Raw genomic sequence first — 24,203 nt, forward strand, 5'->3', positions numbered from 1 at the left:
AATTAATAAGCGCGCAGCGTTTGAAATACGGCTTCTAGTTTTTGCTGATCTTTAATGCCGGGGGCAGTTTCTACGCCAGAGTTGAAATCAAGTCCCGCACTGCCGAGTTTCGCGGCAAGAACGCAGTTGCTGGCGTTAAGACCACCGGCGAGCATGACGTTATCCAACGTTTTCCCTGCCAACAGATTCCAACTAAAGGATTCACCGGTGCCGCCGTTGCCGTTATCGAAGACATAGCGGTCGACATGCAGCAAATTACGCGCAGGAATGTGATCGGTGATGCTGATGGCCTTCCAAATCTGGCAGTTAACCGGCAATAGCTGACGCAGTTCGCGGATATATTCCTGTGATTCATCCCCGTGAAGCTGAACGGCATGCAGCGCAAGACGCTCTACGGTGAGGCGAACCGTTTCCAGCTTGGCATTGCGGAAAACGCCGACGTATTTCAATGGCGCAGCGGCAATCACATCGCGTGCTTGAGTGATATCAACGTAGCGCGGCGAGCTGCCAACGAAAATCAAACCACCGTATACGGCTCCGGCGTTATAGGCGCTGGCAGCATCTTCAGCGCGGGTCAGGCCGCAAACCTTGTTATCTCCCAACAGCACGCGGCGTAACGCCATGCTCAAATCAGGTTCAGACATCAACGCACTGCCAATCAAGAAGCCATGAGCAAAATGGCTGAGCTCGCGGATCTGGCTGTAGGTATGGATGCCAGATTCGCTAATCACGGTCACACCTAGCGGCAAACGCGGAGCCATTTTGCGTGTGCGGTTTAAATCAATCGACAGATCGCGCAGGTCACGGTTGTTGATACCGACCACTTTGGCCTTCAAGGCGATAGCGCGTTCCAGCTCTTCCTCGTTGCTGGCTTCCGTTAATACGCCCATATTTAAGCTGTGAGCCACGGCGGCCAGATGTTGGTACTGCTCATCGTCTAAAACAGAGAGCATGAGTAAAATCGCATCGGCCTGATAATGACGAGCCAGATAGATTTGATACTCGGAAATCACAAAGTCTTTGCACAACACGGGTTGATGAACGGTGGCGCTGACCTGACGCAGGTAGTCGAAGTCGCCCTGAAAATATTTTTCGTCCGTTAACACCGAGATTGCCGAGGCAAAATCGCGGTAAAGCGTGGCGATTTCAACCGGATTAAAGTTTTCACGGATCACGCCTTTTGACGGCGAGGCTTTTTTACATTCCAGAATGAACGCGGTACGGTTGCCCGCCAGTGCGTCGTAAAACGAACGCGATGACGGCTCAATGCTCTCGCGGAAACTCTCTAGAGGCTGTCGGGATTGACGTGCTTCAACCCACACGGCTTTATCGCTAACGATGCGATTTAATACGGTTTCTTGCTTCTGTGGTGAAAGATTACCTTGCGACATACTCAGCCTCGTGCTGCCAATGCGGTCACTCGCTCAAATGCTGTCCCGCTTCTGATGGTTTCCAGTGCCAGCTGCGCGTTGTGGCGCAGATTATCCTGACCGAACAATTTCAACAGCAAAGCAACGTTTGCGGCGACTGCCGCAGCGTGCGCTGCATCACCTTTACCTTGTAATAAGCGCGCCAGAATGTCACGGTTTTCTTCTGGGGTTCCGCCTTGTAACGCATTCAGTGAATAGTTCGATAAGCCAAAATCTTGCGGGGAAAGCTGATAGCTTTCGATTTCGCCGTTGTTTAACTCAGCAACCTGCGTAGGGGCGTGAATAGCGACCTCGTCCATCCCGCCACCGTGAACCACGGCTGCATTCTTATAGCCCAACACTTTGAGCGCCTGAGCAATCGGCAACACCAATTCAGGGCTGTAAACGCCGATCAAAGCTTTAGGGGGACGCGCTGGGTTAATGAGCGGGCCGAGCACGTTAAAAATGGTGCGAGTTTTCAGCTGCTGGCGAACCGGCATTGCGTGGCGAAAGCCGGTGTGATACTGCGGCGCAAACAGGAAACAGACATTTAAGTCATCCAGCGCCTGACGTGAATCTTCGGCGCTCATATCTAAGCGAATGCCAAAGGCCTGCAATAAATCAGACGATCCTGAACGGCTAGAAACGCTGCGGTTGCCATGTTTAGCCACTTTGGCGCCACAGCTGGCCGCAACAAAAGCGCTCGCGGTAGAGATATTGATGCTGTTCGTCCCGTCGCCGCCGGTGCCTACGATATCCGCAAAGTCATAATCTGGACGTGGGAACGGCTGAGCATCGGCCAGCAGAGCGCTGGCAGCTCCTGCAATTTCTTCAGGACGCTCACCGCGCATTTTCATGCTAATCAGCGCCGCAGCCAGCTGGCTGTCTTCTAATTCACCACGCACGATAGCGGCAAACAGCTGGTGGCTCTCTTCTTGCGTCATCGACTGCGATTTAAACAGTTTTTCTAAAATAGGCTGATGCGTAAAAATGCTTGGTTTGATCAATGTGGCTTGCATGGTGTTTACTCCGTCAATTCTTTATAAGTTAGTCTTTTGATTTTGTTTGTATTTATCGTATTTAGACTAATGCCCAAGCCAACGTCTGCTCTAACAAACGAGCGCCTTGAGTGGTAAGAATGGATTCAGGGTGGAATTGGAAACCACACACGCGATCTTCGTCCTGACGAACGGCCATCACCATACCGTTAAAGGTGGCATTGACCGTTAATCCCTCCGGGATTTGGCTGCCGACCAGTGAGTGATAGCGTGCAACCGGCAGCGGAGAAGGCAAACCAGCAAACATGCCTTCGCCATCGTGTTCAACCTGCGACGCTTTGCCGTGCAGGATCTCACCCGCTTGCCCCACGTGGCCGCCGTAGGTTTCCACAATCGCTTGGTGACCCAGACAAATTCCGATGATAGGCAATTTGCCGCGCAGCTTGGTTAATAACTCAGGCATACATCCCGCCTCAGCCGGTGTGCCGGGGCCAGGAGAAAGCATCAGAACCGGATTTTCCATTTCAGCCAGTTTGCTGATAATCACATCCGCAGGAATTTGATTACGGTAAATCACTACGCGGTGGCCGCTAGAGCGCAGCTGATCGACCAAGTTGTAGGTAAATGAGTCGATATTGTCGAGCAGAAGAATGTCAGCCATTAGAACACCTCTTTCACGTGATGAGCGGTGGCGATGGCTCGCAGCACTGCACGGGCTTTATTACGGGTTTCGTCGGCCTCAGCCTGTGGAACAGAATCTAAAACAACGCCAGCACCGGCTTGAACGGTGGCAATGCCGTCTTCTACGTAGGCCGAGCGGATCACGATGCAGGTATCTAAATCACCGTGTGCGGTGAAATAGCCCACGGCGCCACCGTAGCTACCACGGCGAGTTTGTTCTGCCTGTGAAATTAATTGCATGGCGCGAATTTTTGGTGCGCCGCTCAAAGTGCCCATATTCATGCAGGCCTGATAGGCGTGCAGCACATCCAGATCTTGGCGCAGGGTGCCGACCACGCGAGAAACTAAGTGCATGACGAACGAGTAGCGGTCAACTTTGGTCAGGTCTGCGACATAGCGTGACCCCGGTTCGCAGATGCGCGCCAGATCGTTGCGTGCCAGATCGACCAGCATCAAATGTTCTGCCAGTTCTTTATGATCGGTACGCATCTCAAGCTCAATGCGGCTGTCTAAATCACGGTCTAATTCACCGTCGGCGCGGCGTCCACGTGGACGGGTGCCTGCAATCGGGTAGATTTCAATTTGGCGATTGGTCGCGTCATATTTCAACGCGCTTTCAGGTGAGGCACCGAACAGAGAAAAATCGTTATCCTGCATGAAGAACATGTACGGGCTTGGATTGCTGTGTTTCAGCGTATGGTATGCCGCCAGTGGAGAAGGGCACGGCAGGCTGAAACGGCGTGAAGGTACCACTTGGAAAATTTCGCCGATACGGATGGCCCGCTGCATTTGGCTGACAACGGCACCAAAAGCGTCGTCGCTCAAATTGCAGCTCAACTGCATATTCTCAACGCGAGGATGGGTAATTGGCGCAGCCTCTTGCGTCATCTGCTGGGTTAGCTGCTCCAAACGAGCCTGTAGACGCTGTGCTTCAGCGGCATTCTCTGTAAACACGGAGGCTTGCAGGCGAGCGCTGCGGTGTTGGTGATCGAGTACCAACAAGGTTTCAGCTAGATAGAAGCAAAAATCAGGGCAACGCTGATCGCTGTTTAGCGCCGCGAGATTTTCAAAGCCCGCCACCAAATCATAGGCGAACAGCCCCCCGATAAACATGGCCTCACGTTCCTGTTCAGGCACGATAACCAGCGTGAGCAGGGTACGCAGAGCGTCAAACACCGAGCGTGATTTCAAACGCGCATCTTCATCCTGCAAAGTATCGATGGCAGGGAAATGCAGAATGCGCTGGTTTGGGGATATTTCGTTCTCAACGTCTGCGGGCAGTGCTGCATCTAACAACGGAAGCAGGCCACGGCCGTTTTCGGTCAGCGCCTGAAGGGTGACGCTGCGGCCCATCGCGGTGATACGCAGGGCGCTATCGATAACTAACAGACTTTTCAGATCTTGTTTGTTGTCAATCTCAGCGGATTCTAACAGTAACGTTGCGGGGCGAGCGCCACACAGTAGGTGAAACAGCGCCGTTGGATCGTTACGATAGGCTGCCGTTTGCGTTAACAAGGTCAAAGTAGGTTTTGTCGAATTCATTATTATGTCCGCTTGTTCGCTAGTGGTCTTTAAAAGAGTTTTTTACTGAATTTTGGCTATAAAAAAGCCCGCAGGGTGCGGGCGGGATGTGCTGGATGTCATATCCGTAACACAGTTACTCCGCCCAACCGAATGAGTCGCGCCACCAACGTGCAGAAAGGGTCATTGCGGACACCTGCACCTGATTTACAAACTGACTGTTTAAAGAAATCTTACGCATCTCATTCACCTTAATTTTCTGTCGGTACTTTTCTGTGGATACTACAAACGTGTGGGTTAGCACCGAACCTGCGTACTAGTAAACTAGTTTCATGGTTGTGTGTCAACACCTTTTAAATGAATAAATTTCAATCATGGAAAATAAGAGAAAAGAGCGTGACATCAGTGAATGATTTAGGAATTAGGTGAATAGGTTAGCGCTAGGCTAGACATCCTAGGTATGATAGAGCCAGATACCGTAATAGGATGGCTATTTTGCAAGATACACTGCTTGAATCAGAAGATGTGACACTGTCACCTCAACCCCTGTTTGACCTGCACAGCCACACGACGGCATCTGATGGTTTACTTTCTAGCGCAGAGTTGGTGTCCCGCGCCGCAGAGATGGGCGTGACTACGTTGGCGATTACCGATCACGACACCACGGCAGGCATTCCCGCTGCGCGCCAAGCTATCGTTGAGCAAGGGCTTGAACTTGAGCTGATTGCGGGCGTGGAAATTTCAACGCTGTGGGAGAATCATGAAATCCACATTGTTGGGCTTAACGTAGATACTAACAGCGCTGAGCTACAAACGCTGCTGGGTGAACAGGTGACTCGTCGTCAGGCGCGGGCGAAAGAGATCGCGCTGCGGCTTGAGAAAGCGCGTATTCCCGGAGCGCTTGAGGGTGCCATGCGTATCGCCGATGGGGCTGAGATCACGCGCGGTCATTTTGCCCGCTATTTAGTGGAGCAAGGCTATGCAACCAACGTTGGTGGTGTTTTTAAACATTATCTTGCACGCGGTAAAACCGGTTACGCTCCGCCTCAGTGGTGTACAATTGAAGAGGCCATCGTTGCGATTCACCATGCGGGTGGACAGGCCGTGGTGGCCCATCCGGGCCGCTATCAGCTAAGCAACAAGTGGTTGAAACGGCTACTGGCCGATTTTAAAAGCTGGGGCGGCGACGCGATGGAAGTCGCACAGTGCCAGCAAGCCCCTAATGAACGTTCGCAGTTGGCCGCGTATGCGTTGCAGTTCGGGCTATTAGCTTCGCAGGGTTCTGATTTTCACCAGCCCTGCGCATGGATTGAGTTGGGCCGCAAATTGTGGCTCCCGACGGGCGTTGAGCCTGTATGGCGAGATTGGTAATTTAGGATATTCATCTTTCTGAGCTATCGACAGCGTCCTGAATAATGAGGAATTACAATGAGTCAGCTTTTTTATATTCACCCGGATAACCCTCAGCCGCGCCTGATTAATCAGTGTGTGGAAGTTCTGCGTAAGGGCGGCGTTATCGTCTATCCAACGGACTCGGGCTATGCGCTGGGTTGCATGCTGGGTGAGAAAAACGCGATGGAACGTATTTGCCGTATCCGTCAGTTAGACAGCAATCATAACTTCACCTTAGTGTGTCGCGATCTGTCTGAAATCTCGACCTATGCGTTTGTCGATAACACCGCATTTCGTCTTATCAAGAATAATACGCCGGGCAACTACACGTTTATTCTGAAGGCCACGAAAGAAGTGCCGCGTCGCTTGATGAGCGAAAAGCGTAAGACGATTGGTTTGCGCGTGCCGTCAAATCCGATCGCGCTGGACCTGCTGGCCGCACTGGGCGAGCCGTTAATGTCGACCACGCTGATGCTGCCAGGCAATGACTTTGCTGAATCCGATCCGGAAGAGATCCAAGATTCACTGGGTAAAGTGGTGGACTTGGTTATCCACGGTGGTTTCTTAGGTCAACAGCCAACCACGGTGATTGATCTGACCGAGGATTCGCCGGAAGTTGTGCGCGTTGGTGCGGGCGATCCAAAGCCATTTATGTAATACCCACAGGGATAAAATCCCTGTTGATTCCACACGCGTAAATTTGAATTCAAAAAGGAAAAAGTATGTCTCAGATGCTGACTGAGAGTGAAGAACTGGCGTCCGATCTGGTTGCCTGCCAACTGGTGATTAAGCAGATTTTAGACGTTATTGACGTGATTGCGCCTACCGAAGTGCGTGAAAAAATGGCCAGCCAGCTGAAGAGCATCGATTTTGACAAGGCCAGCATTGATCCTGTGACTAAGCGCGGCGTGCAAAAAGCGATAGCGCTGATTGAGTTGAAGTTTGCTCAGCAGGAGCAGGCACACTAAGTTTGACGGAAGACCGAGTATATAGCTCTCCACGTTCTTTTATGTTAGAGCAGTGAAGGGTTTCGAACGCCTATGAGCGCATGTGTTTCCATGAAACCGCTGGCGTAGGCGCCCGAGTGAGGCGGCTCAAGCAACGCCGCCTTGTATATAGAATCTTTTATGTGAGGGCGGTGAAAGATTTCGTCCGCCCGTGAGCATTTGCGTTTCTATGAGACGGTTGGCGTAGGCGTCCGATGAGAGTCCCGTTGCGCGGGGACTCTCAACTCGCGCGCTTTTTACCGAGTCGTTTGGCCGACCGGTCTCGGAGCGTACATCCTGTACGCCCTCAACCTGCCACCAGCATCCCTGCTGGCGGCTCTAAAATGCATTCTTTAAACATGAAAAGACAAAAGACAAAAGATATTTTTGTCTTCTTATCTTTTAAATTGTTTAAGTCTTGGTAGAAAGAGCAGTAGAAACAGGATGTTTCTACGAGGGGAGGAGGCGCCAAGGATGGCGCATGCCGACCCGGCGCGGAGATGGCGTCACGGATAAAAAGCGCGAGGATTGAAGGGGCGCGCGCTGGCGCCCCTCATCGGACGCCTTCGACTTAGTTTATATGTGAATACCGTTGCCAAGAGGCGGTCGAAACCTTACATCGTGAGTTCATAGATATCCGGTGAATATGCTTCGCCTTACACACGACTTTCATTGGTAGGCGGTCGAAACCTTACACCACAAGTACATAAGCAGCATCAGCGCACGAAGCCATTAACCGTCAGTAAACTATCTTTCCCCCACCCATATCCTCATCTCCCCCTCACCACGATTTGCCCAGCTAAACCACGGGATAAAGGTCAGCTTCTGCTGCTCTTGTTTCTCCGGCGCAGAGTCGTAGCGATATAGCGGTTGATGCGCGGCATTGTCACTCACCACACGCGTTCCCATTGTCTGAATCAGCATCTTATGGGCAAAAATGCCTTGGCCTTTGAGTAGGGTAAATGTGCTATCGATGGGTAGGGAGAGATTATGTAATTCAGCGCCGTTGTCGGCTTGTTCCAAGCAGTAAACTAATGGGCCGCGCTGGATCGCCACTTTTCCCGCTACGTGACGCAGGAGCGGATTGCCATATACGCGGCGTACCGGCATCGGCAAGACCATCTCAATGTGATCGTTATTTTGCCATTCTCGCGTGATGTGCAGATAACCACGTTTGATCGTTCCGTCGCAGGGCGCGCCGTTCAATAAAACCTGTGGGGAAGCGCACCATTCAGGCAGCCGTAACGCTAAGGCTTGGCGAACAGGCTTTGCGGTGCTGATTTTCAGGCGGACACGTTCATCCCAAGGATAGTTGCCGGTTATCGATATTTTTAGCCCATTATCCAATGTGGTTTCATTGCCAACGTATAAATTGATATATAAAGCATCGTCGCGCTGGGTGTAAATATAATGGCCGATAGAGGTTAAAATGCGCGCAATATTAGGTGGGCAGCACGCGCAGCCAAACCAGCGCTGGCGGATTGGTTTGACGTGATCGTAGATGTGGTTAAACGGAATGCTTTTCGGATGAACTTCCAACGGATTGACGTAGAAAAAATGGCGTCCATCGAGTGCCATTCCGCCGAGCACGGTATTGTAAAGTGCGCGCTCCATGACGTCGGCGTATTGGCTATCGCCCTCCATTTGCAGCATGCGGTTGGCAAACATCATCAGACCAATCGACGCACAGCTTTCGGCGTATACCGTATCGTTAGGCAAATCGTAATCGGAACTAAAGGCTTCACCGCTGCTCTGCGAGCCAATGCCTCCGGTAATGTATAGCTGGCGTTGCACCATGTTGTTCCACAGGCGTAAGCAGATTTGGCGCTTTTCTTCGTCGTGATTTAAGCGGGCCAAATGCGCAACGCCAGCCAACAAATAGACAAAACGCACTGCGTGACCAATGGCGCTTTGCTGTAGCGCCAACGGCTGATGTGCTTGGCTGTAGGCCTTGTCTTTGACCATCCACGCAGGGCCATAGGTATTCCAATAAGAGGTTTTCCCGCGTTTTTCATACTCCTCGTCGTAATAGTGTGGTGGCTGAGCGCCGCGCTGTTCAACAAAATACTGAGTGAGTTTCATATAGCGCGGATTGCCAGTCACTTCGTATAAACGCATTAAGGCCAGCTCAATTTCAGGATGCCCAGGATAGCCATGCAGTTGGTTTTCATTGGGGCCAAATACGCTATCGATATGGTCAGCCAGTCGACAAACTACGTTGAGTAGGCGACGTTTGCCCGTGGCCTGAAACCACGCCACACCGGCTTCAATCATATGCCCTGCGCAGTAGAGTTCATGGCATTCGGCAAGGTTCGTCCAGCGTTCCTGTGGTGCTTTCACGGTGAAGTAAGTATTGAGATAACCATCTTCACACTGCGCGGCTTCAATCAGTTCAATAACATGCTCGGCGGTACGCTCCAGTTCGCGATCGGACTTTTGGCACAAAGACCACGCAACGGCCTCTAGCCATTTAGCGACGTCGCTGTCTTGGAAGACCATGCCGTAAAACTCACCTTTTTCTAGCCCAGCGGCGATGCGGAAATTTTCGATAGCGTGGCTGGGCTCTGCGTCGCTGATGCGGTCGTTGAGTGCATCCCATTGGTAAGGGATCACCACGTCGCGAACCAGCCGTTGATACTGGCCTAAAAAAGGATCGTTAACGTGCACATGGTTTAAATCCAGTTCTTGAGCCTGCGCTACGGCATTTGGCATGGTATCGGACTGAACGGTTTCTAACGTACTCATATTGCAGCTCCTAAAAAGACGGGAAATGAGGCCTAGCCTGCATGGCGAAGGTGTAGATCGTGAGCAATGCGGCTCATCATTGGGTTATTGAGGCGGCAAAAACGAATGGCGAAAGCCAGCGCTAAATGGAAAAAAGCGGGTAGCAGGGTTTCGAGAGAGGTAATGCCGTTTAACGAGGCAGGCGTTTGATTCTCCATTCCAGGCTGATAGGCCACCCAGATGAACACTAAACTTAAAACACCTGCGCTGGAGGCCCACGCAAGCTTGATAAAGAACAGATTGAAAGCGAAGTTCATGCCGGAAGAGCGAATACCATTTTTCCACTCACCGTAGTCATCGGCGAAAGCCATGATGGAGAAATGCAGCGGCAGGGTGAATCCGAGAATAATCCCGTTCCCGAGGATCACCGCAAGCCACAGCGTTTGGAAGTGCGGGCCGGTTGGGATAAACCACATAATGACGGCCAGTAGCGCGAGAATGAGGTCGGTGATGTAGTACAGGCGGACGGTGTCAAACTTGCGCGACAGCGGGCTAACAATAATTGCACCAAGTATGGAAGCAACGGTGACCATGGTGAAAAAGAGCGATGCAAAGCCGGTGCTGCCTTGCAATACGTAAGTGATGAAATACATATAGCCGCCGCCACGTAGGTTAAATACGTTGATCAGCAGGAATGACATCACAAGCACCAGCAGCATTTGATCGTTATGGCGTAGCCCAGAAAGATGCTCGCGTAGGGTAAATTTCCCCATCAATGCGAGTGGGATCCGCTCTCTTACCCAGAAGAAGCAACACAGGAACATGATGACGGCTACGGCACACAGTACGCCGACGCCCAACTGATAACCTGCCGCCTGATCGCCTTGCCCCAATACCTTAACCAGCCAAGGTAATCCAACCGAAACCAGAAAACCCGCGACGCCACACAAAACAAAGCGCCATGATTGGCAGGAAATGACTTCGCTGTGGCGGGTCGTCATGGTGTTTATCAGCGCACAATAGGGCACATTAATCGCGGTGTAGCTAATGGAGAGCAAAAAATAGGTAATGAATGCCCACAGTATTTTCATGTTCATACTGACGTCTGGCACCGTAAAGGTCAGGATGCCGACAATGCCGATGGGTAAAGCAATCCAGAGCTGCCACGGACGAAAACGCCCCCAGCGACTGTGGGTTCGATCGGCGAGAATCCCCATCAGCGGGTCTGAGATGGCGTCAATCACGCGTAGGGCAATGAATAACGTACCGACCAAAGCTGGCGTCAGGCCAAAAATATCGGTGTAGAAAAAGGTGAGGAAATTCATGATGAGGCAGGTAATGACGGTGCCACCGGCATCGCCTAAGCCGTAGCCAATTTTTTCTCGGATACTCAGCGATTCATTATTATTAGTGGTAAGGTCTGCTTGATTAATGGGCGTAGCGGTCATGTTGAATCCTCGCATATTGGCGACGTAATCATGCCGAAGTGAATATATCCGTCATACTTCAAGTTGCATTTTTTGTTGGCTACGTTCGTGCCCCCGAGTAATCACTTACCTGAGTAAGCATCATCGGGATGCGTTCACTTGAAACCTCAATGCAACTCGAATTATTTTGGCTATTAATTTATTTATTCACTTTAGGGAGTTTATTATTTTTTATGTTTGATTCTGGTGTCGACGTTATTAATCTGGCATAGAGCATAGGGAGCGACAAGGGGAGGGGAAAGTATAAAAAGATGACGATTCCGACTTAATCGGAAAAGTGTGAGGGTGATCGGTTCGTCTGTTTTTAAAACGTTAAGGTAATGTCTTTGTGGGCTAGAATAAGTCAAATCTATCCACAGGAAACCGCTAATGCTTGAGGTCACCGTTGATTTTCCACTTACCGTGCAAAATGGTGGATTGTTTATTTCACGCGGCGTAGGCGCCCATCCGGCAAGGACTCTGTCCTCATGGGAACTGATTCTTGTTGAAAGCGGAACGCTGGCTATCCGCGAAGGTGATGAGGATTTTTGTGTATCGGCGGGCGAAATTCTTCTGCTGAAACCCGGGTGCCATCATGTTGGATTGGAGACATTTCCGCTTAATCTAAAATTTTATTGGCTGCATTTTGATGTCAATTTATTAGATATTAACGAAACGGCTATAAAACATGGACGTAATAGCTCCACGGCGGCGCTGTTATCTATTCCTCAGCATTGTAAGGTTCACGAACCACAATATATTATTTCTTTATTTCGCCAATTTCTTAGTGAACAGGAAAATAGAAAACAATCCCCCGCATTAGCATTAATATTATTGCTTATGCTACAACAAATATCGGCTGGGCTGCCGGACGATGCCAATATCACCCACTCAGGGGTTGCCTTAGCGTATAAGGCGCGGCAGCTGATTAAAACACAGTATCATTTGCCGATGAGCACAGCATCGTTAGCCGAGCAGCTGTTTTGTAACCCAGACTATTTGGGGCGAGTATTCCGTAAAACGTTTGGCATGACCTTAACGGAAGCGATTCATCGCCAGCGTGTAAGCAGCGCAGAGAAGTTGTTGTTAAATGATATGTGTTCATTAACCGAAGTAGCCGATCGTAGCGGATTTCATGACGTGGGCTATTTTAGGCAGATCTTCCGTAAGCAGATTGGGCTCACGCCGGTGGCCTATAAGCGCCGCTACTGTAAGGAACATATCAATTCAGATTAGCGTGTGGTCTTAGCAGGGCGAAAACGGGGTAATTTGATGATCCTGCTCACAAAATCAGGAAAACAAATTGTTAATAAAGTGTGTGATGCTATTATCGAATTGTTGAATAACTTCGACATAGAGTTTCTCATGCATTTGCACCCGCTTGATTTGTTTGCTGATTTTTCGGTAAATGACGGCGGGTTTTCTTTTTGTTGCGAGGGCGTCTTGTCGCGAAGGTTTCTATCCCAGTCACCTTGTGGAAGGTGACTGGACAGATAACAAAAACTTACTCGTAACGGCGGTAGTACACTTCCAGCTTGTTTTGCAGTTTTCCCAGCACCGTGCTGAACACCAGATAAATCAGCGCTGCTTCTACGTACAAAATCAGCGGCTCGTAAGTGACAGACACAATGCGCTGTGCCGCCAAGAACATCTCAGGGACGGTGATAACCGCAGCCAATGACGTATCTTTGATAAGCGAAATGAATGAGTTAGACAGCGGTGGCAGTGATACGAATACCGACTGTGGCAAGATCACACGGCGCATGGCCTGTGAACTGCTCATACCGATAGAATAAGAGGCTTCCCACTGACCTTTAGGCACTGAGATAATCGCACCACGGATGATTTCAGAGGTATAGGCACCCACGCTGAGCGTGAAACCAATGAGCGCCGCCGGAAACGCATCGAGGGTGATCCCCGCACTCGGTAAACCATAAAAGATTAAGAACAACTGCACTAACAGCGGTGTGCCACGAATAACCCATACGTAGAAATCAAAAATCCACTTGACCGGTTTTGGCGCATAGAGGCGAACCAATGCAGTGATGAAGCCAAGGATAATCCCGCCAATAAAAGAGAGGATTGCTAAAGGCAGCGTGAATTGCAGTCCCGCAGACAGCAGACTCCAAAACGAATCAATCATCAGCTGTAGCCAGGCAAGGCCGTGAATATAGTCAGTCAGGCTGTGTAGCCAAGCCATATGCCGTACTCCTAATACAGTAAGTCTAAAAAATAGGTCTTGAAACGATATGTCTAAAAACAGTATGCCTAAACGCGATCGTCCTAAATACGATCCTCTTAAATACAACAGCCCGCCTCATGAAGTGATACCCAGTTAAGGATTCACAGAGGCAGGCTTGTCACTATTTTGGGGATAGTGTTAAAGACGATTACTGAGAAACGTCCTGACCGAAGTAGCGTACAGAAATCGTTTTATAAGTGCCATCAGCTTTCATTTCATCCAGCGCTTTATTGACCGCTTTCACTAATTCTGGCTGATCTTTGCGCAGCAGGATCGCTGAGTTCTCGGTATTTTCATCAGTAGCGACGATTTTAACTTTCGCGTCTGGCTTATGCTTTTTGAAATCCAAGAATGACAGGTTGTCGTTTAACGTTGCCGCAGCGCGACCGCTTAACACCAGATCCAAAGATTGGTTGAATCCATCGGTTGGCACTAAATCTGCGCCGTTTTTAGTCGCCAGTTTCGAATAGTTACTGGTCAGGCTTTGAGCCGCTTTCTGGCCTTTTAAATCAGCAAAGCTTTTGATGGTGGTGTTGTCATCACGGACAACCAGCACCGCTTTAGAACCGATATAGGGCTGAGAGAAATCAAACTTGGCTTTACGCTCGTCGGTAACGCCGACTTGGTTAATGACCGCGTCATAGCGCTTGGCGCTCAAGCCCGCAATCAAACCATCCCAACGGCCTTCGACAAATTCAGGTTTAACGCCCATTTTTTCGGCTACGGCGCGAGCGACATCCACGTCAAAACCAACCAGCTTGCCGCTTTTGTCATGGTAGGTATAAGGCGCGTAGGTGCCTTCTGTTCCGAATTTCATCACGCCGGCAGACTTAATTGCCGCCAGATCATCGGCTGCTTGAGCCAGTGCAGAGGTAGCAAATAATGAGGTTGCAAGCAGAGCCAAGGTCATTTTTTTCATAGATATCCCAATGTCTTACTTTAATTATTTGTTTAAAAAAAACGCAGGTAATTGCGCTCCGTTATTGATGATGAAGCTAAACCATTGTCTGCGGTTTGCTAAATCACATTCTGCGATTATCAATAACCAAATGGAATAAAGCCTAAAAATCACGCAGTGCTTATCAGTTTAGATTAACCACCAGCCAAGCGCCGCAGAGATAACGAGAGCAGGAATAGAAAAAAGATGAAACGTCAGCCAGATGCGTTTTTCATTGGCCATGCGTAAGGCAATCAGATTGGCCATGGATCCCAGCGCAAACCCAAAACCGCCGATATTTACGGCGTACGCTAGCGTGCTGGTGGCCGGAATAAAACCCAGCAGCAAAATGGTAGCCGGTACGTTGCTGATCACCTGAGAGAGCAGAATGCCGATCGTGTAGGTGCCAAACGTTGAAAGATGCTGCATGTTTTCAGTTAGCGGTAATAGCGCGGGTAACTGAGTTAGTAATTTCACATCGATAAACATCGCCATGAAAATGAAAATAAGCGCCCAATCGACCAACAAAATGACTTTGGGAGACAAACACAGTAAGGCGACCAGCACGATTAACAGCCCGAGGTAGGGCATGCCTAAATCAACGCTAACGAGAAACACCCCATAGAGCACCGCGCAGGCCAGCAATAGCCCGCGCTTGCGGGTGCTGTTTTCGCGATCGGCTGGAGGGCGAATGGTTTTATTCGGAAAGAATATCAGCGTGAACAGCAATAGAAGAAACAGCAGCACGCCAGACAAAGGTAACATTTGCCCAATAAAGGCGCTGAACGATAGGCCGCTATGATTCCACAATAATATATTTTGTGGATTGCCAATCGGCGTCAGCAAAGAACCCACGTTAACCGCTAATGCTTCAAAGATGATTAAACGGGAAACCGGTACGGCGCTGAGTTTTTTTAAGGTGATGGTAAGCGGAACCACGATAAAAAGAGCGACATCATTGGTAAGAAACGTGGAAAGTAGCGCAGAAGCCGCAACCATAAACAGCGCTAAGGTTCGCTCATTGCTGAGACGAGCCATCATTTTTCGCCCCAGCCAATCGAAATAGCCGCTCATCTCAACGCTTTTCGTCAGTAACAGTAGCCCGAGCAGGGTGGTAATCGTGGGCCAATCAATCCAGCGAGGATAATCACGCAGCGGGGAAGAGGTAAAACAGGCCAAAACTACGCCAGCAAGCAAAAGAAATTGCAGTAAACGATCGCGCAAAACAGCGCCGAAAACGTGACGTAACGAGGTTGGCATGATGCTGTTTCTCAGTGAATTCAGGCGCTTTGTTTATACATCACGTGCAGGGGCTGAATAGTAGACAGCTGAATGTCAGTCTGGAGCCGATAGTTGGTTGGCGTGATATCGAAATGCTTGCGGAACATGTAGGTGAAATGCGACTGCGAGGCAAAGCCGTAATAGACCGCGATATCGATAATCGACTCTTCGGTATGGCGTAAACGTTTTGCTGCGCCAGACAGTTTACGTTCGCGAATGTAGCGGCCTAAGGACATGCCGGTGGTTTCACGAAAAATTTTCTGCATATGCCACAGTGAATATCCAGAGTAGCGAGCTAGCTCATCCAGATAAATATCGCGGCCTAGATGTTGCTCTATCCACTCGCTTAGCGCACATACTAGGGCAATATTGCGTTCGTTCTGCGTCATTCGTTCTCCGGTAATCGTTCTCATTAGCAACATGCCGTCTACTACATATTACGACATCATGGCGTTTACCACTATACCTCTCGCCTTTGAAGTTACAGACCGGACTGAACCACCGGCAGTTTTCTTGATTTAGCCGGTGGAAAATAGCTTACGCAGGCGTTATTTCATTGGCGGTTCGTATGGCAGGGTATCAATACGTAGGGTGCGATAATAAGCCAGTCGTTCACGAAAATAGGCGCGCAGATGTTCAGGCTGCTCACGCTCAACCAGTTCCGCGATAACCGGCATGTGATAGCGTTCTTTATACGATACGCCAGCTGCGGCTAAGTCGACATTAACTTTGTCCATCTCTTCCTGAGGAAGATCGGCTAGATTGAAACTCATATGACCTCCTGTTGCGTCGGCTTCATTATTCCAGAATGTGTCGTTTGACTCTATGGCTTATTGCCAATGAAAGCAGGGTTGTAGCGTCGAAAGCTGTCTCAGACGTGGATGCTACAGAGACAAACCAACGAAATATCAAATCTAATACTGCAATATATTTAATTATTACTGAACTGATTAAGATGATATGTGCATGAATACACAATTTAATTTCAGAATTTTCGCTGTGGTAATCAATAGTTTTTTTAATGTATTGTTCTAACTATAACCATTCATTTTAAAAGACTATTGTCGCATGACGACCAACAACACCCTTCAGGTGTATACAAGCGAATTCACAGCTGAAATTCTCTTAAGCCTTGATATATCGCCGTTTAGCGCAGAAACCCTCTCAACCTTAAGTATCGAAAGCTTAGCCATGATCCGTGAGCAAGAAGCTTATATCCACGCTCATCCTCCAGTGGAGTTTCTGGTGGAGTGTAGGTAATGGGCTACCGACCGAACATTATGGGTAAAGGTAAGGCTTTGTCCTGTGACAAAACGACAACCGGATCAAAGCTGATTGCCTCACTGCCTACCAGCCAATATAGGGTCTACGGCCATGCGGTTATCAGGGTTGGTGATAGTACGACGGTATGCCCAAAATGTGGCAAATGTGGGCGTGTCATTGAGGGCCAGCCCAACTTTATTATCATGGGTAAGATGTTGGCGGTAGATGGTGCGATTGTTCCGTGCGGCTGCCCCTCTGGCAGTAACCGGATCATTGCCCCGTTGGGGCAGTGGCTTGGCGCAGGTTTATCGCCAGCACAGCAAGCTGCAGAAAAGCAGGTCGCAAAGATAGCAGCAGATGCGACTGAACAGGCTGAGAATGAGGCAATAGAGCAAGCAAAGCGCTCAATGCCGGTGTTTGCTAAATCGCGAGAGCGTGGTGACGGAAATACCGAGGCGGGGACGGGGCCGGAGACGCACGAAAACTTTGCGACTATGGGGTATTTTCGCGCAGTGCCTTTGCCTGAACCTGAGCAACATACGCAGAGTGCGAAACGGCCCGCATCACCGCCTCCCGAACCGGAAAAACCGTGGTACAAAAAGTTATTTGGCGGAGCATCAGCCGCTGTACCAGCAGTGGCTGCGCCTGTAGCGGCTAGCACAGTGTTTCCATCAGGTTCGGCAGCGCTTGAATGGGTCGGTGGGCGTTTCATTACGGCGGGATCATGGGCTGTTCGCGCCGTGGTTCCGTTTGGTGAAATTGCCGCTGCCGGTGCGGGAGCGCCGATTGCGGTGGCTCTTCTCGGTATGATGCCTCGAACGCTTAATAGCGGTGAGCAGGATTTCATTAACCAGATGAGACTAGCTCAATTGGCAGAGTCCGGTGGCAAAGCGCCAACGCGGGTGCGTTTTCGTTGGGAGGATGATGGGCATGGGCGCTTATCCCCGAAAGGCTATCACACACCAACGGAAAGCGGTTTATCTGAAGTACCCGTGCGTGAGATGAAGCTCAACACGCAGACTGGGCTGTATGAGTTTACGACAGAGGGGGTAAAGCCGGTCACGATTTACTGGAACCCTGACAAGCTAGAACTAGATATTCCCTCGAATACGGGACATCAGGATAGCCCAAGTTTACCATCGTCCATAACGGTACTGCCGATACCGGAGAAAGTCGGAAACGATATCGAGAGTTATCCCGCGCCGACTGAGGGGGATTTTGAGGACTACATCCTTGTTTTCCTCGGGACGGATATGCCCCCAATTTATATCTACCTGAGTAAGCCTCCGGTAGAGTTTTTGGACGTGGAGCTATACAGTGACTTTAAACGTCGATCGCGACAGGGGAAATACGAGGCCGACCATATGCCTTCGGCTGCGGCTGTACGAGCTCATTTCAAACGGTTATATCCTGATGCAGACAGTGAAGATTTAGATGCATATGCTCAAGACGTGGCCTCGATAGTCGTTCCAAAAGAGGTACATCGGAAGCTGAGCGAAACTTATGGAGGCCGAAATACCGATGCACAAATTGAAGTGGACTCACGAGATTTACGTGCGGCGGTGGATCGCAATCTGGAAGCGATAAGATCTGCATTGAAAGAGCATGGCGCAACCGATGCCAAAATAGAAGCGGCAAGGACAAAAATGCACAAACTGAATGACAGAATGGGGCTCTACAAATGACAGTGAACGTCGATGCGTTGATACATAGTTTGGGAAAATCATATAGTGATTTACTTGATGCTGAACTTATTCCCTATAAAACCCCCCCAACGGGATTTTCGGGGGATCCGGATATTAGTTTGGACATGGCGAAAGAGGGCGTTTATCTGTCATTCAGACGTGATGGGCGAATTCTTAAAGAAATCACGTTGAGAATTCAGAATGATAAGGCAACTCATTGGGAGTTTCCCAATGAGTTGCCTTTCGGTCTACGGAAAGTTATGCCTATGGCTTGGGTTCATTCAACTTATGGACAACCATTACGCAGTGTTGAGCCTAAAGTTGTTATGAGGCGTGAAGTTGGTCGGGCTGATTTGTATTCTGTGGAGGGATTCTCCCCACTACTGTATATGCAGATTCGTTACGATATGGCGGACTATGTGCAAAAAATCACGTTTTTCCCGCCATCGGAATTGCGTTGGTAGATTCATTAAAGTGCCCCAGCGGGTGTATAACTCGCGGGCACTTTATACAGCAGATTATACAGGGCAATTTTGAAATATTTATGGCGATTGCTGTGTAAAAATCCAGTCATAATTTGCGGTAAAGCGCTGGGTAAGCACAACAAAATTAAGAGCCCCTCAGTGGTGCACCTGATAATAAAAAAAGCGGTAATGCATAAGCAAAACCGCTAAATTTCATCTACTAGATATTTTTATAACTTCACGCTACATGAAGTGAATTAAATTCAATCTAGATCACTCTCGGACCCTGCGTGGTGAAGGGACGCTGGCGTGGGCGGAAGAGTGAAACTAGTGCGCCAATTAAGGCGACGCTCAATACCAGCAGGTTAAAGAGCACGAAGCCTGCCATAAGCATGGCGACCATCATTACCGCCGATACGATAAGCGTCATCTGGCGCATTTTACCGCTGAGTCCCATTTGGCGAGACTTCAACGATAGGTACATTTTCCAATATTGCATCTGCCCCTGTAGAGCGCTGCGCATACGTTGAGTGCGAGTGTGTGACTGATTATTTTTCATATTTTATTAACTCCTAATGACTCGCTAACGGGCCAATTTGTGATCCACCCGTCGTTTGTTTCTTGAAAATGAGACTAAAGAGAATTCTTTCAAAACCCCAGCACCTTTAGCCTACTTTACGTGGCTGACAAAAGCTGACATCGAGAATAGGCTGTAGTTATTAAGTTATTCTTAACGCAGCATCCAGATGGCGATTTTGTTTTGGTAACTATCAGGAAATATGGTGCTATTTTGACTATATTCAAGTGACGTTGTCACCGAAGAGGGCGTCGAGTGAAGAAAAATCCTTATTATGATCCTAATAAAACCCACCATACGCCAGAGGGTTTGACCAATCCTGAGCCCAATGAGCATCGTCCTGGTGATTTAAAGCGCTGGCAAAACGAACGCAAAAAGAACCACTTGCCGCTAAAGCCTGAACAAGGGTATCGCGGGCTCGTTGAGCGCTGGTGGCAGCCGGTTGATCTTGCGCAGTCACAGGATGGCGTGTGGTGGCTGGGTCACGCTGCGATGTTGGTGAAAATGGGCAGTAAGAATATCCTGATTGATCCCGTGCTTTCCCAGCGTGCTTCGCCGCTGAACTTCTACGGACCAGAGCGAAAAACACCGTCGCCTATCGACGTTGAACAACTGCCAGATATTGATGCGGTTTTGATCTCCCATAATCATTACGACCATCTTGATAAACAGACTATCGATGCGCTGTTAAAACGTTTTCCGAAACTGATTTGTATGGTGCCGCTTGGGCTGAAACGATGGTTTATCCGTTGTGGTGCAATATACGTTCACGAACTGGATTGGTGGGAACAGCGTGCGGTTGGCGATGTGCAGATCCATTTTGTGCCCGCACGGCACTGGAGTATGAGAACTCCTTGGGATCGAAATCGTAGCCTGTGGGGCGGGTGGGTTCTCTCGCATTTAACCGATAGCTTCTATTTCGTTGGCGACAGTGGTTATGCGCCACGGCTCAAAGAGATTGGCGAACGATTAGGTCCATTTTCGTTGGCGGCGCTGCCGTTGGGCGCCTATGAACCGCGCTGGTTTATGCATTCTCAGCATATGGACCCCGCGGATTCGGTTCGCTTATTTCGTGAACTCGGCTGTCAGCGAGCTTTCGGCATGCATTGGGGCGTATTCGAGTTAGCCGATGAAGCTTTGGATGATCCTCCAGGCTGTTTACGTGCAGAAATTCAACGGCAAGGTGTTGATGTGAATCGCTATACCGCCGAGAAAATTGGCGCTTTTATTCCTTTTCCTCGTGGATAAAAAAGTATAGCGTTCGGACATTTTCACGTTTTCGTGTATAATGCCGCGTTAAAATTCAATTAATTGTTTGAATTTCAGATACATCCACAATACCCCACGACGCCTGTGAAGGCGACATTAGAGGTTGCTCAATGAGCGAAAAGTTACAGAAAGTTCTTGCCAATGCTGGTCATGGTTCACGCCGTGAAATTGAAGCCATGATTAAAGAAGGCCGTGTCAGCGTTGATGGTAAATTAGCAACGCTTGGTGACCGTGTTGAGGTTACTCCGGCTATGAAAATTCGTGTAGATGGGCGCGTTGTGTCTATCCGCGAATCAACCGAATCTGTTTGTCGCGTTTTGGCTTATTACAAGCCAGAAGGCGAGCTATGTACCCGTCGCGATCCTGAAGGTCGTCCAACGGTATTTGATCGTTTGCCAAAACTGCGCGGTTCTCGTTGGATCGCCGTAGGTCGTTTGGATATCAATACGTCTGGTTTACTGTTGTTCACCACCGATGGCGAACTGGCAAACCGTTTGATGCATCCAAGCCGTGAAGTTGAGCGTGAATATGCGGTACGTGTGTTCGGTCAGGTTGATGATGAAAAAATTCGTCAATTAAGCCGTGGCGTGCAGTTGGAAGATGGTCCTGCATCATTCAAAACTATCAGTTTCCAAGGCGGTGAAGGGATTAACCAGTGGTACAACGTGACCTTAACCGAAGGGCGTAACCGTGAGGTTCGTCGTTTGTGGGAAGCCGTTGGCGTGCAGGTGAGTCGTTTGATCCGTGTTCGTTATGGCGATCTGCCTTTGCCAAAAGGCCTGCCACGCGGCGGCTGGGCAGAGCTTCCACTTAACGACATCAACTATCTGCGCGAATTGGTTGAACTGAACGCGGAAACCGTGAGCAAGCTGCCAGTTGAGCGTGAACGTCGCCGTATGAAAGCGAATCAGATCCGCCGTGCGGTTAAACGTCATGGTCAGGGTGGCAGTGCTGCAGCTGCAGCGCCAAACCGTCGTTCTGGTTCAGCGAATAAAGGCACGTCTTCTACGCGTAGCGCAGCGGGTAATAAAGCGGCTACCAGCAAAGGAAACAAGCGCGGCTAATCACAGCGCGTTGCTGCAGCGTAGAATTGCCAAGCAAATATCAAACCGTAGCGTTAATCCGCTGCGGTTTTTTTATATCTGCGATCTGGCGCTAGCGCCAGATGAGCGTCTGGTATTAATATAGAAGGCAATCAGAGAGTTAATTCTCTTGCTCTTGCTTACCGACGACATGGACTGACCCGTAACAATGAAACTATTCCTCGCCACACTGCAGTTTATGACCCGCATTCCCGTGCCTGCCCGCTGGACAGATAATCTCGACATGAATGATTACGCCAAAGGCGTGGTCTATTTCCCGTTTGTTGGCCTGATCGTTGGCTTGCTGAGCGCGTTGGCATTTGCCGTGGTATTGCCAGTTTATGGCCCTTTGTTGGCAGCGGTTGCCGCGGTGCTGGCGACCACGTTGGTTACAGGCGCGTTTCATTTGGATGGTTTGGCCGACACCTGCGACGGGATTTTCTCGGCGCGTCCACGTGAGCGTATTCTCGAGATCATGCGCGATAGCCGTATTGGCTCGAACGGTGCTCTGGCGCTGATTTTTGTGATTTTGGCTCGGGTGGCGATTATCTATCAGCTAACGCAGACCGGACATAACGTTTACACCTTGCTGGTTGCGGCTCCGGCGCTGAGCCGCGCATTGCTGCCGGTTCTGATGTATCAGCAAAAATATGCGCGTGAAAATGGTATGGGAAACCTGTACATCGGGAAAATTGGCGGCCAGCATTACGCGATTGCGCTGATTATTGGTCTATTAATGACGCTGGGCTTTGCAAGCTGGCACGGCGGGTTGGCTGCGATCATTACTTATCTGTTTGCGCTGTTATATCGTGGTTTCATCAATAAACGTATTGGTGGGCAAACCGGTGATACCATCGGTGCGGGTAACGAACTATTCGGCCTTATCTTCCTGTTTGCGGTTATTTAAATCCACAATTTAGAGCACCGCTAATCTGAATCCAAGGAGCACTGATGGAGTTATATTTGATACGCCACGGACAGACTCAGGCCAATCTAGACGGTGTGTATTGCGGCAGCAGCGATTTGGCCCTAACGGCGCTAGGCGAGCAGCAGGCTGATGAGGTTGCGGCGCAGCTGGCGGGAATTTCGTTCGACGCGGTTTATACCAGCGGCTTACAACGCACCCATCAAACTGCGCAGAGAATACTCGGTGCCGAAGCTGAATTTGTCCAACTTACCGGATTGGACGAAATGGCATTTGGCGAGTGGGAACTTCGCCACCACAAAGAATTACAGCAAGAGGATGCTGAGCACTACGCTGCTTGGTGTGCCGATTGGCAGCGAACAGTTCCGCCGGGCGGGGAGGGATTTCGTGATTTCTCTGCAAGAGTCAGGTTGGCACTGTCTGATCTTCAGCAGAAGCATGCAGGACAGCGAGTGTTGATCGTTGCACATCAAGGTGTTATCTCGATCATCTGCACGCAACTTCTCAAACTAGAAGACCGTGCCATGTGGCATTTCCGCATCGAGCAGGGAGCGCATAGCAGAATCGATTACCGTGACGGATTCAGCGTTATTCACTGTTTAAACAATAGGGGTAATGCGCTTGCCTAATTAGCACGCCGAAGCCAGCAATGGCGGCCTCGGCGTTTAGTCATTACCAATCGATACCTTTCTGTGCTTTGATACCGGCTTCAAACGCGTGTTTCACCGGGCGAACTTCGCTTACGGTATCCGCCAGTTCTTCCAGTTCGCGATGACAGCCTCGTCCGGTAATAATCACGGATTGATGTGCTGGACGCTGTTTCAACGCCGTGAGCACCTCTTCAAGCGCGATATAGCCGTAACTCACCATGTAGGTCAGCTCATCCATGACCACCAGATCTAAACTTTCATCTTTCAGCATGCGCTTGCCGTGCTCCCAAACCGCAAGTGCAGCGGCGGTGTCCGTCTCTTTATTCTGTGTTTCCCACGTAAAACCGGTTGCCATTACCTGAAATTCAACGCCGTGCGGCTCAAGCAGATTTCGTTCACCGTTTTCCCATGTGCCTTTGATGAATTGAATCACGCTCGCGCGATGCCCATGGCCTACAGCGCGCGCTACGGTGCCAAACGCCGCCGTACTTTTACCTTTACCATTGCCGGTGAAAATCATCACGATGCCGCGAGTTTCCTGTGCGGCAGCAATACGGGCATCCACTTTTTCTTTAATACGTTGTTGGCGCTGCTGGTGGCGTTCTTCAGACATGCTTTCTCCTAACCTATTAATTTATTGTTATACGTCGG

At 49.8% G+C, this 24,203-nt stretch carries 21 protein-coding genes and 2 pseudogenes; 10 read left to right on the plus strand and 13 right to left on the minus strand.

The window, feature by feature from the left end; translation table 11 throughout:
• Positions 1–2: 2 nt before the first annotated feature.
• From trpCF to DSM2777_RS15585, 4 genes and pseudogenes are all read right to left on the minus strand, one after another.
• Positions 3–1,391: a bifunctional indole-3-glycerol-phosphate synthase TrpC/phosphoribosylanthranilate isomerase TrpF gene (gene trpCF, locus DSM2777_RS15570; RefSeq protein ID WP_061554478.1), complete on the minus strand. Its 1,389-nt coding sequence runs from the start codon at positions 1,389–1,391 to the stop codon at positions 3–5.
• 2 nt (positions 1,392–1,393) lie between these two features.
• Positions 1,394–2,389 (minus strand): annotated as a pseudogene (trpD, locus tag DSM2777_RS25185) (anthranilate phosphoribosyltransferase); the annotation flags it as partial.
• 105 nt (positions 2,390–2,494) lie between these two features.
• Positions 2,495–3,068, minus strand: a pseudogene (locus DSM2777_RS25190) (glutamine amidotransferase-related protein); the annotation flags it as partial.
• On the minus strand, positions 3,068–4,630 hold the full coding sequence (locus DSM2777_RS15585) for an anthranilate synthase component 1 (RefSeq protein WP_061554481.1): 1,563 nt from the start codon (positions 4,628–4,630) through the stop codon (positions 3,068–3,070). The gene DSM2777_RS15585 and the pseudogene DSM2777_RS25190, both read right to left, overlap by 1 nt.
• 465 nt (positions 4,631–5,095) lie before the next feature.
• Between DSM2777_RS15585 and rnm the strand changes: the two genes are divergently transcribed.
• From rnm to DSM2777_RS15600, 3 genes are all read left to right on the plus strand, one after another.
• Positions 5,096–5,980: an RNase RNM gene (gene rnm, locus DSM2777_RS15590; RefSeq protein ID WP_061554482.1), complete on the plus strand. Its 885-nt coding sequence runs from the start codon at positions 5,096–5,098 to the stop codon at positions 5,978–5,980.
• A gap of 57 nt (positions 5,981–6,037) precedes the next feature.
• Positions 6,038–6,658: an L-threonylcarbamoyladenylate synthase gene (locus DSM2777_RS15595; RefSeq protein WP_025796873.1), complete on the plus strand. Its 621-nt coding sequence runs from the start codon at positions 6,038–6,040 to the stop codon at positions 6,656–6,658.
• Positions 6,659–6,723: 65 nt separating this feature from the next.
• Entirely contained in the window at positions 6,724–6,969 is a 246-nt protein-coding gene (locus DSM2777_RS15600; RefSeq protein WP_046460098.1) for a DUF2766 family protein, read from the plus strand.
• Positions 6,970–7,734: 765 nt separating this feature from the next.
• On the opposite strand, the gene DSM2777_RS15605 is transcribed toward DSM2777_RS15600, so the two are convergent.
• The gene (locus DSM2777_RS15605; RefSeq protein WP_156088347.1) at positions 7,735–9,699 is read right to left on the minus strand and encodes a glycoside hydrolase family 127 protein; all 1,965 of its coding nucleotides are present in this window, start codon (positions 9,697–9,699) and stop codon (positions 7,735–7,737) included.
• Between the two features lie 65 nt (positions 9,700–9,764).
• Positions 9,765–11,159, minus strand: a complete 1,395-nt coding sequence (locus DSM2777_RS15610) for an MFS transporter (RefSeq protein WP_061554484.1) — start codon at positions 11,157–11,159, stop codon at positions 9,765–9,767.
• Between the two features lie 408 nt (positions 11,160–11,567).
• On the opposite strand from DSM2777_RS15610, the gene DSM2777_RS15615 reads away from it, so the two are divergent.
• The gene (locus tag DSM2777_RS15615) at positions 11,568–12,413 is read left to right on the plus strand and encodes an AraC family transcriptional regulator (RefSeq protein ID WP_061554485.1); all 846 of its coding nucleotides are present in this window, start codon (positions 11,568–11,570) and stop codon (positions 12,411–12,413) included.
• A 268-nt stretch (positions 12,414–12,681) separates the two neighbouring features.
• Here the strand turns inward: DSM2777_RS15615 and DSM2777_RS15620 are convergent, their stop codons facing one another.
• The 5 genes from DSM2777_RS15620 to DSM2777_RS15640 all read right to left on the minus strand — a co-directional run bounded on the left by DSM2777_RS15620 (position 12,682) and on the right by DSM2777_RS15640 (position 16,410).
• Positions 12,682–13,377 (minus strand): amino acid ABC transporter permease, encoded by a 696-nt coding sequence (locus DSM2777_RS15620; protein WP_046456998.1) that lies wholly within the window; start codon positions 13,375–13,377, stop codon positions 12,682–12,684.
• A gap of 190 nt (positions 13,378–13,567) precedes the next feature.
• On the minus strand, positions 13,568–14,338 hold the full coding sequence (locus DSM2777_RS15625) for an amino acid ABC transporter substrate-binding protein (RefSeq protein ID WP_040044839.1): 771 nt from the start codon (positions 14,336–14,338) through the stop codon (positions 13,568–13,570).
• A 168-nt stretch (positions 14,339–14,506) separates the two neighbouring features.
• Entirely contained in the window at positions 14,507–15,616 is a 1,110-nt protein-coding gene (locus tag DSM2777_RS15630; RefSeq protein WP_061554486.1) for an SLC13 family permease, read from the minus strand.
• A 20-nt stretch (positions 15,617–15,636) separates the two neighbouring features.
• A complete protein-coding gene (locus DSM2777_RS15635; RefSeq protein WP_025796861.1) occupies positions 15,637–16,026 on the minus strand; it encodes a helix-turn-helix domain-containing protein in 390 nt (129 codons plus the stop codon).
• A gap of 159 nt (positions 16,027–16,185) precedes the next feature.
• On the minus strand, positions 16,186–16,410 hold the full coding sequence (locus tag DSM2777_RS15640; RefSeq protein WP_061554487.1) for a DNA polymerase III subunit theta: 225 nt from the start codon (positions 16,408–16,410) through the stop codon (positions 16,186–16,188).
• Between the two features lie 486 nt (positions 16,411–16,896).
• On the opposite strand from DSM2777_RS15640, the gene DSM2777_RS15650 reads away from it, so the two are divergent.
• On the plus strand, positions 16,897–18,585 hold the full coding sequence (locus DSM2777_RS15650; RefSeq protein ID WP_082790889.1) for an S-type pyocin domain-containing protein: 1,689 nt from the start codon (positions 16,897–16,899) through the stop codon (positions 18,583–18,585).
• The gene (locus tag DSM2777_RS15655) at positions 18,582–19,049 is read left to right on the plus strand and encodes a DUF6392 family protein (RefSeq protein ID WP_061554489.1); all 468 of its coding nucleotides are present in this window, start codon (positions 18,582–18,584) and stop codon (positions 19,047–19,049) included. The genes DSM2777_RS15650 and DSM2777_RS15655 overlap by 4 nt, the downstream gene beginning before the upstream one ends.
• Before the next feature lie 268 nt (positions 19,050–19,317).
• On the opposite strand, the gene DSM2777_RS15660 is transcribed toward DSM2777_RS15655, so the two are convergent.
• A complete protein-coding gene (locus DSM2777_RS15660) occupies positions 19,318–19,608 on the minus strand; it encodes a hypothetical protein (RefSeq protein ID WP_061554490.1) in 291 nt (96 codons plus the stop codon).
• Positions 19,609–19,881: 273 nt separating this feature from the next.
• Between DSM2777_RS15660 and DSM2777_RS15665 the strand changes: the two genes are divergently transcribed.
• From DSM2777_RS15665 to DSM2777_RS15680, 4 genes are all read left to right on the plus strand, one after another.
• Positions 19,882–20,874 carry an MBL fold metallo-hydrolase gene (locus DSM2777_RS15665; RefSeq protein ID WP_061554491.1) on the plus strand — a complete coding sequence of 331 codons (993 nt, stop codon included), beginning with the start codon at positions 19,882–19,884 and terminating at the stop codon, positions 20,872–20,874.
• A gap of 131 nt (positions 20,875–21,005) precedes the next feature.
• The gene (rluB, locus tag DSM2777_RS15670) at positions 21,006–21,959 is read left to right on the plus strand and encodes a 23S rRNA pseudouridine(2605) synthase RluB (protein ID WP_025796850.1); all 954 of its coding nucleotides are present in this window, start codon (positions 21,006–21,008) and stop codon (positions 21,957–21,959) included.
• A gap of 187 nt (positions 21,960–22,146) precedes the next feature.
• Positions 22,147–22,884: an adenosylcobinamide-GDP ribazoletransferase gene (gene cobS, locus DSM2777_RS15675; protein WP_046457006.1), complete on the plus strand. Its 738-nt coding sequence runs from the start codon at positions 22,147–22,149 to the stop codon at positions 22,882–22,884.
• A gap of 44 nt (positions 22,885–22,928) precedes the next feature.
• Complete coding sequence (locus tag DSM2777_RS15680) at positions 22,929–23,531, plus strand: adenosylcobalamin/alpha-ribazole phosphatase (RefSeq protein WP_061554492.1); 603 nt, start codon at positions 22,929–22,931, stop codon at positions 23,529–23,531.
• 43 nt (positions 23,532–23,574) lie between these two features.
• Here DSM2777_RS15680 and cobO read toward each other — a convergent pair whose 3' ends face one another.
• Positions 23,575–24,165 carry a cob(I)yrinic acid a,c-diamide adenosyltransferase gene (gene cobO, locus DSM2777_RS15685; RefSeq protein WP_061554493.1) on the minus strand — a complete coding sequence of 197 codons (591 nt, stop codon included), beginning with the start codon at positions 24,163–24,165 and terminating at the stop codon, positions 23,575–23,577.
• Positions 24,166–24,203: the final 38 nt, after the last annotated feature.

It is taken from the genome of Obesumbacterium proteus, assembly GCF_001586165.1.
Taxonomy (GTDB): domain Bacteria; phylum Pseudomonadota; class Gammaproteobacteria; order Enterobacterales; family Enterobacteriaceae; genus Hafnia; species Hafnia protea.

Excerpts from the sequence above, each read along its gene's own strand:
- trpCF (WP_061554478.1), bottom strand. The coding sequence starts at position 1,391 with ATGTCGCAAGGTAATCTTTCACCACAGAAGCAAGAAACCGTATTAAAT.
- DSM2777_RS15585 (WP_061554481.1), bottom strand. The coding sequence starts at position 4,630 with ATGAATTCGACAAAACCTACTTTGACCTTGTTAACGCAAACGGCAGCC.
- rnm (WP_061554482.1), top strand. The coding sequence starts at position 5,096 with ATGGCTATTTTGCAAGATACACTGCTTGAATCAGAAGATGTGACACTG.
- DSM2777_RS15595 (WP_025796873.1), top strand. The coding sequence starts at position 6,038 with ATGAGTCAGCTTTTTTATATTCACCCGGATAACCCTCAGCCGCGCCTG.
- DSM2777_RS15600 (WP_046460098.1), top strand. The coding sequence starts at position 6,724 with ATGTCTCAGATGCTGACTGAGAGTGAAGAACTGGCGTCCGATCTGGTT.
- DSM2777_RS15605 (WP_156088347.1), bottom strand. The coding sequence starts at position 9,699 with ATGCCAAATGCCGTAGCGCAGGCTCAAGAACTGGATTTAAACCATGTG.
- DSM2777_RS15610 (WP_061554484.1), bottom strand. The coding sequence starts at position 11,159 with ATGACCGCTACGCCCATTAATCAAGCAGACCTTACCACTAATAATAAT.
- DSM2777_RS15615 (WP_061554485.1), top strand. The coding sequence starts at position 11,568 with ATGCTTGAGGTCACCGTTGATTTTCCACTTACCGTGCAAAATGGTGGA.
- DSM2777_RS15620 (WP_046456998.1), bottom strand. The coding sequence starts at position 13,377 with ATGGCTTGGCTACACAGCCTGACTGACTATATTCACGGCCTTGCCTGG.
- DSM2777_RS15625 (WP_040044839.1), bottom strand. The coding sequence starts at position 14,338 with ATGAAAAAAATGACCTTGGCTCTGCTTGCAACCTCATTATTTGCTACC.
- DSM2777_RS15630 (WP_061554486.1), bottom strand. The coding sequence starts at position 15,616 with ATGCCAACCTCGTTACGTCACGTTTTCGGCGCTGTTTTGCGCGATCGT.
- DSM2777_RS15635 (WP_025796861.1), bottom strand. The coding sequence starts at position 16,026 with ATGACGCAGAACGAACGCAATATTGCCCTAGTATGTGCGCTAAGCGAG.
- DSM2777_RS15640 (WP_061554487.1), bottom strand. The coding sequence starts at position 16,410 with ATGAGTTTCAATCTAGCCGATCTTCCTCAGGAAGAGATGGACAAAGTT.
- DSM2777_RS15650 (WP_082790889.1), top strand. The coding sequence starts at position 16,897 with ATGGGCTACCGACCGAACATTATGGGTAAAGGTAAGGCTTTGTCCTGT.
- DSM2777_RS15655 (WP_061554489.1), top strand. The coding sequence starts at position 18,582 with ATGACAGTGAACGTCGATGCGTTGATACATAGTTTGGGAAAATCATAT.
- DSM2777_RS15660 (WP_061554490.1), bottom strand. The coding sequence starts at position 19,608 with ATGAAAAATAATCAGTCACACACTCGCACTCAACGTATGCGCAGCGCT.
- rluB (WP_025796850.1), top strand. The coding sequence starts at position 21,006 with ATGAGCGAAAAGTTACAGAAAGTTCTTGCCAATGCTGGTCATGGTTCA.
- cobS (WP_046457006.1), top strand. The coding sequence starts at position 22,147 with ATGAAACTATTCCTCGCCACACTGCAGTTTATGACCCGCATTCCCGTG.
- DSM2777_RS15680 (WP_061554492.1), top strand. The coding sequence starts at position 22,929 with ATGGAGTTATATTTGATACGCCACGGACAGACTCAGGCCAATCTAGAC.
- cobO (WP_061554493.1), bottom strand. The coding sequence starts at position 24,165 with ATGTCTGAAGAACGCCACCAGCAGCGCCAACAACGTATTAAAGAAAAA.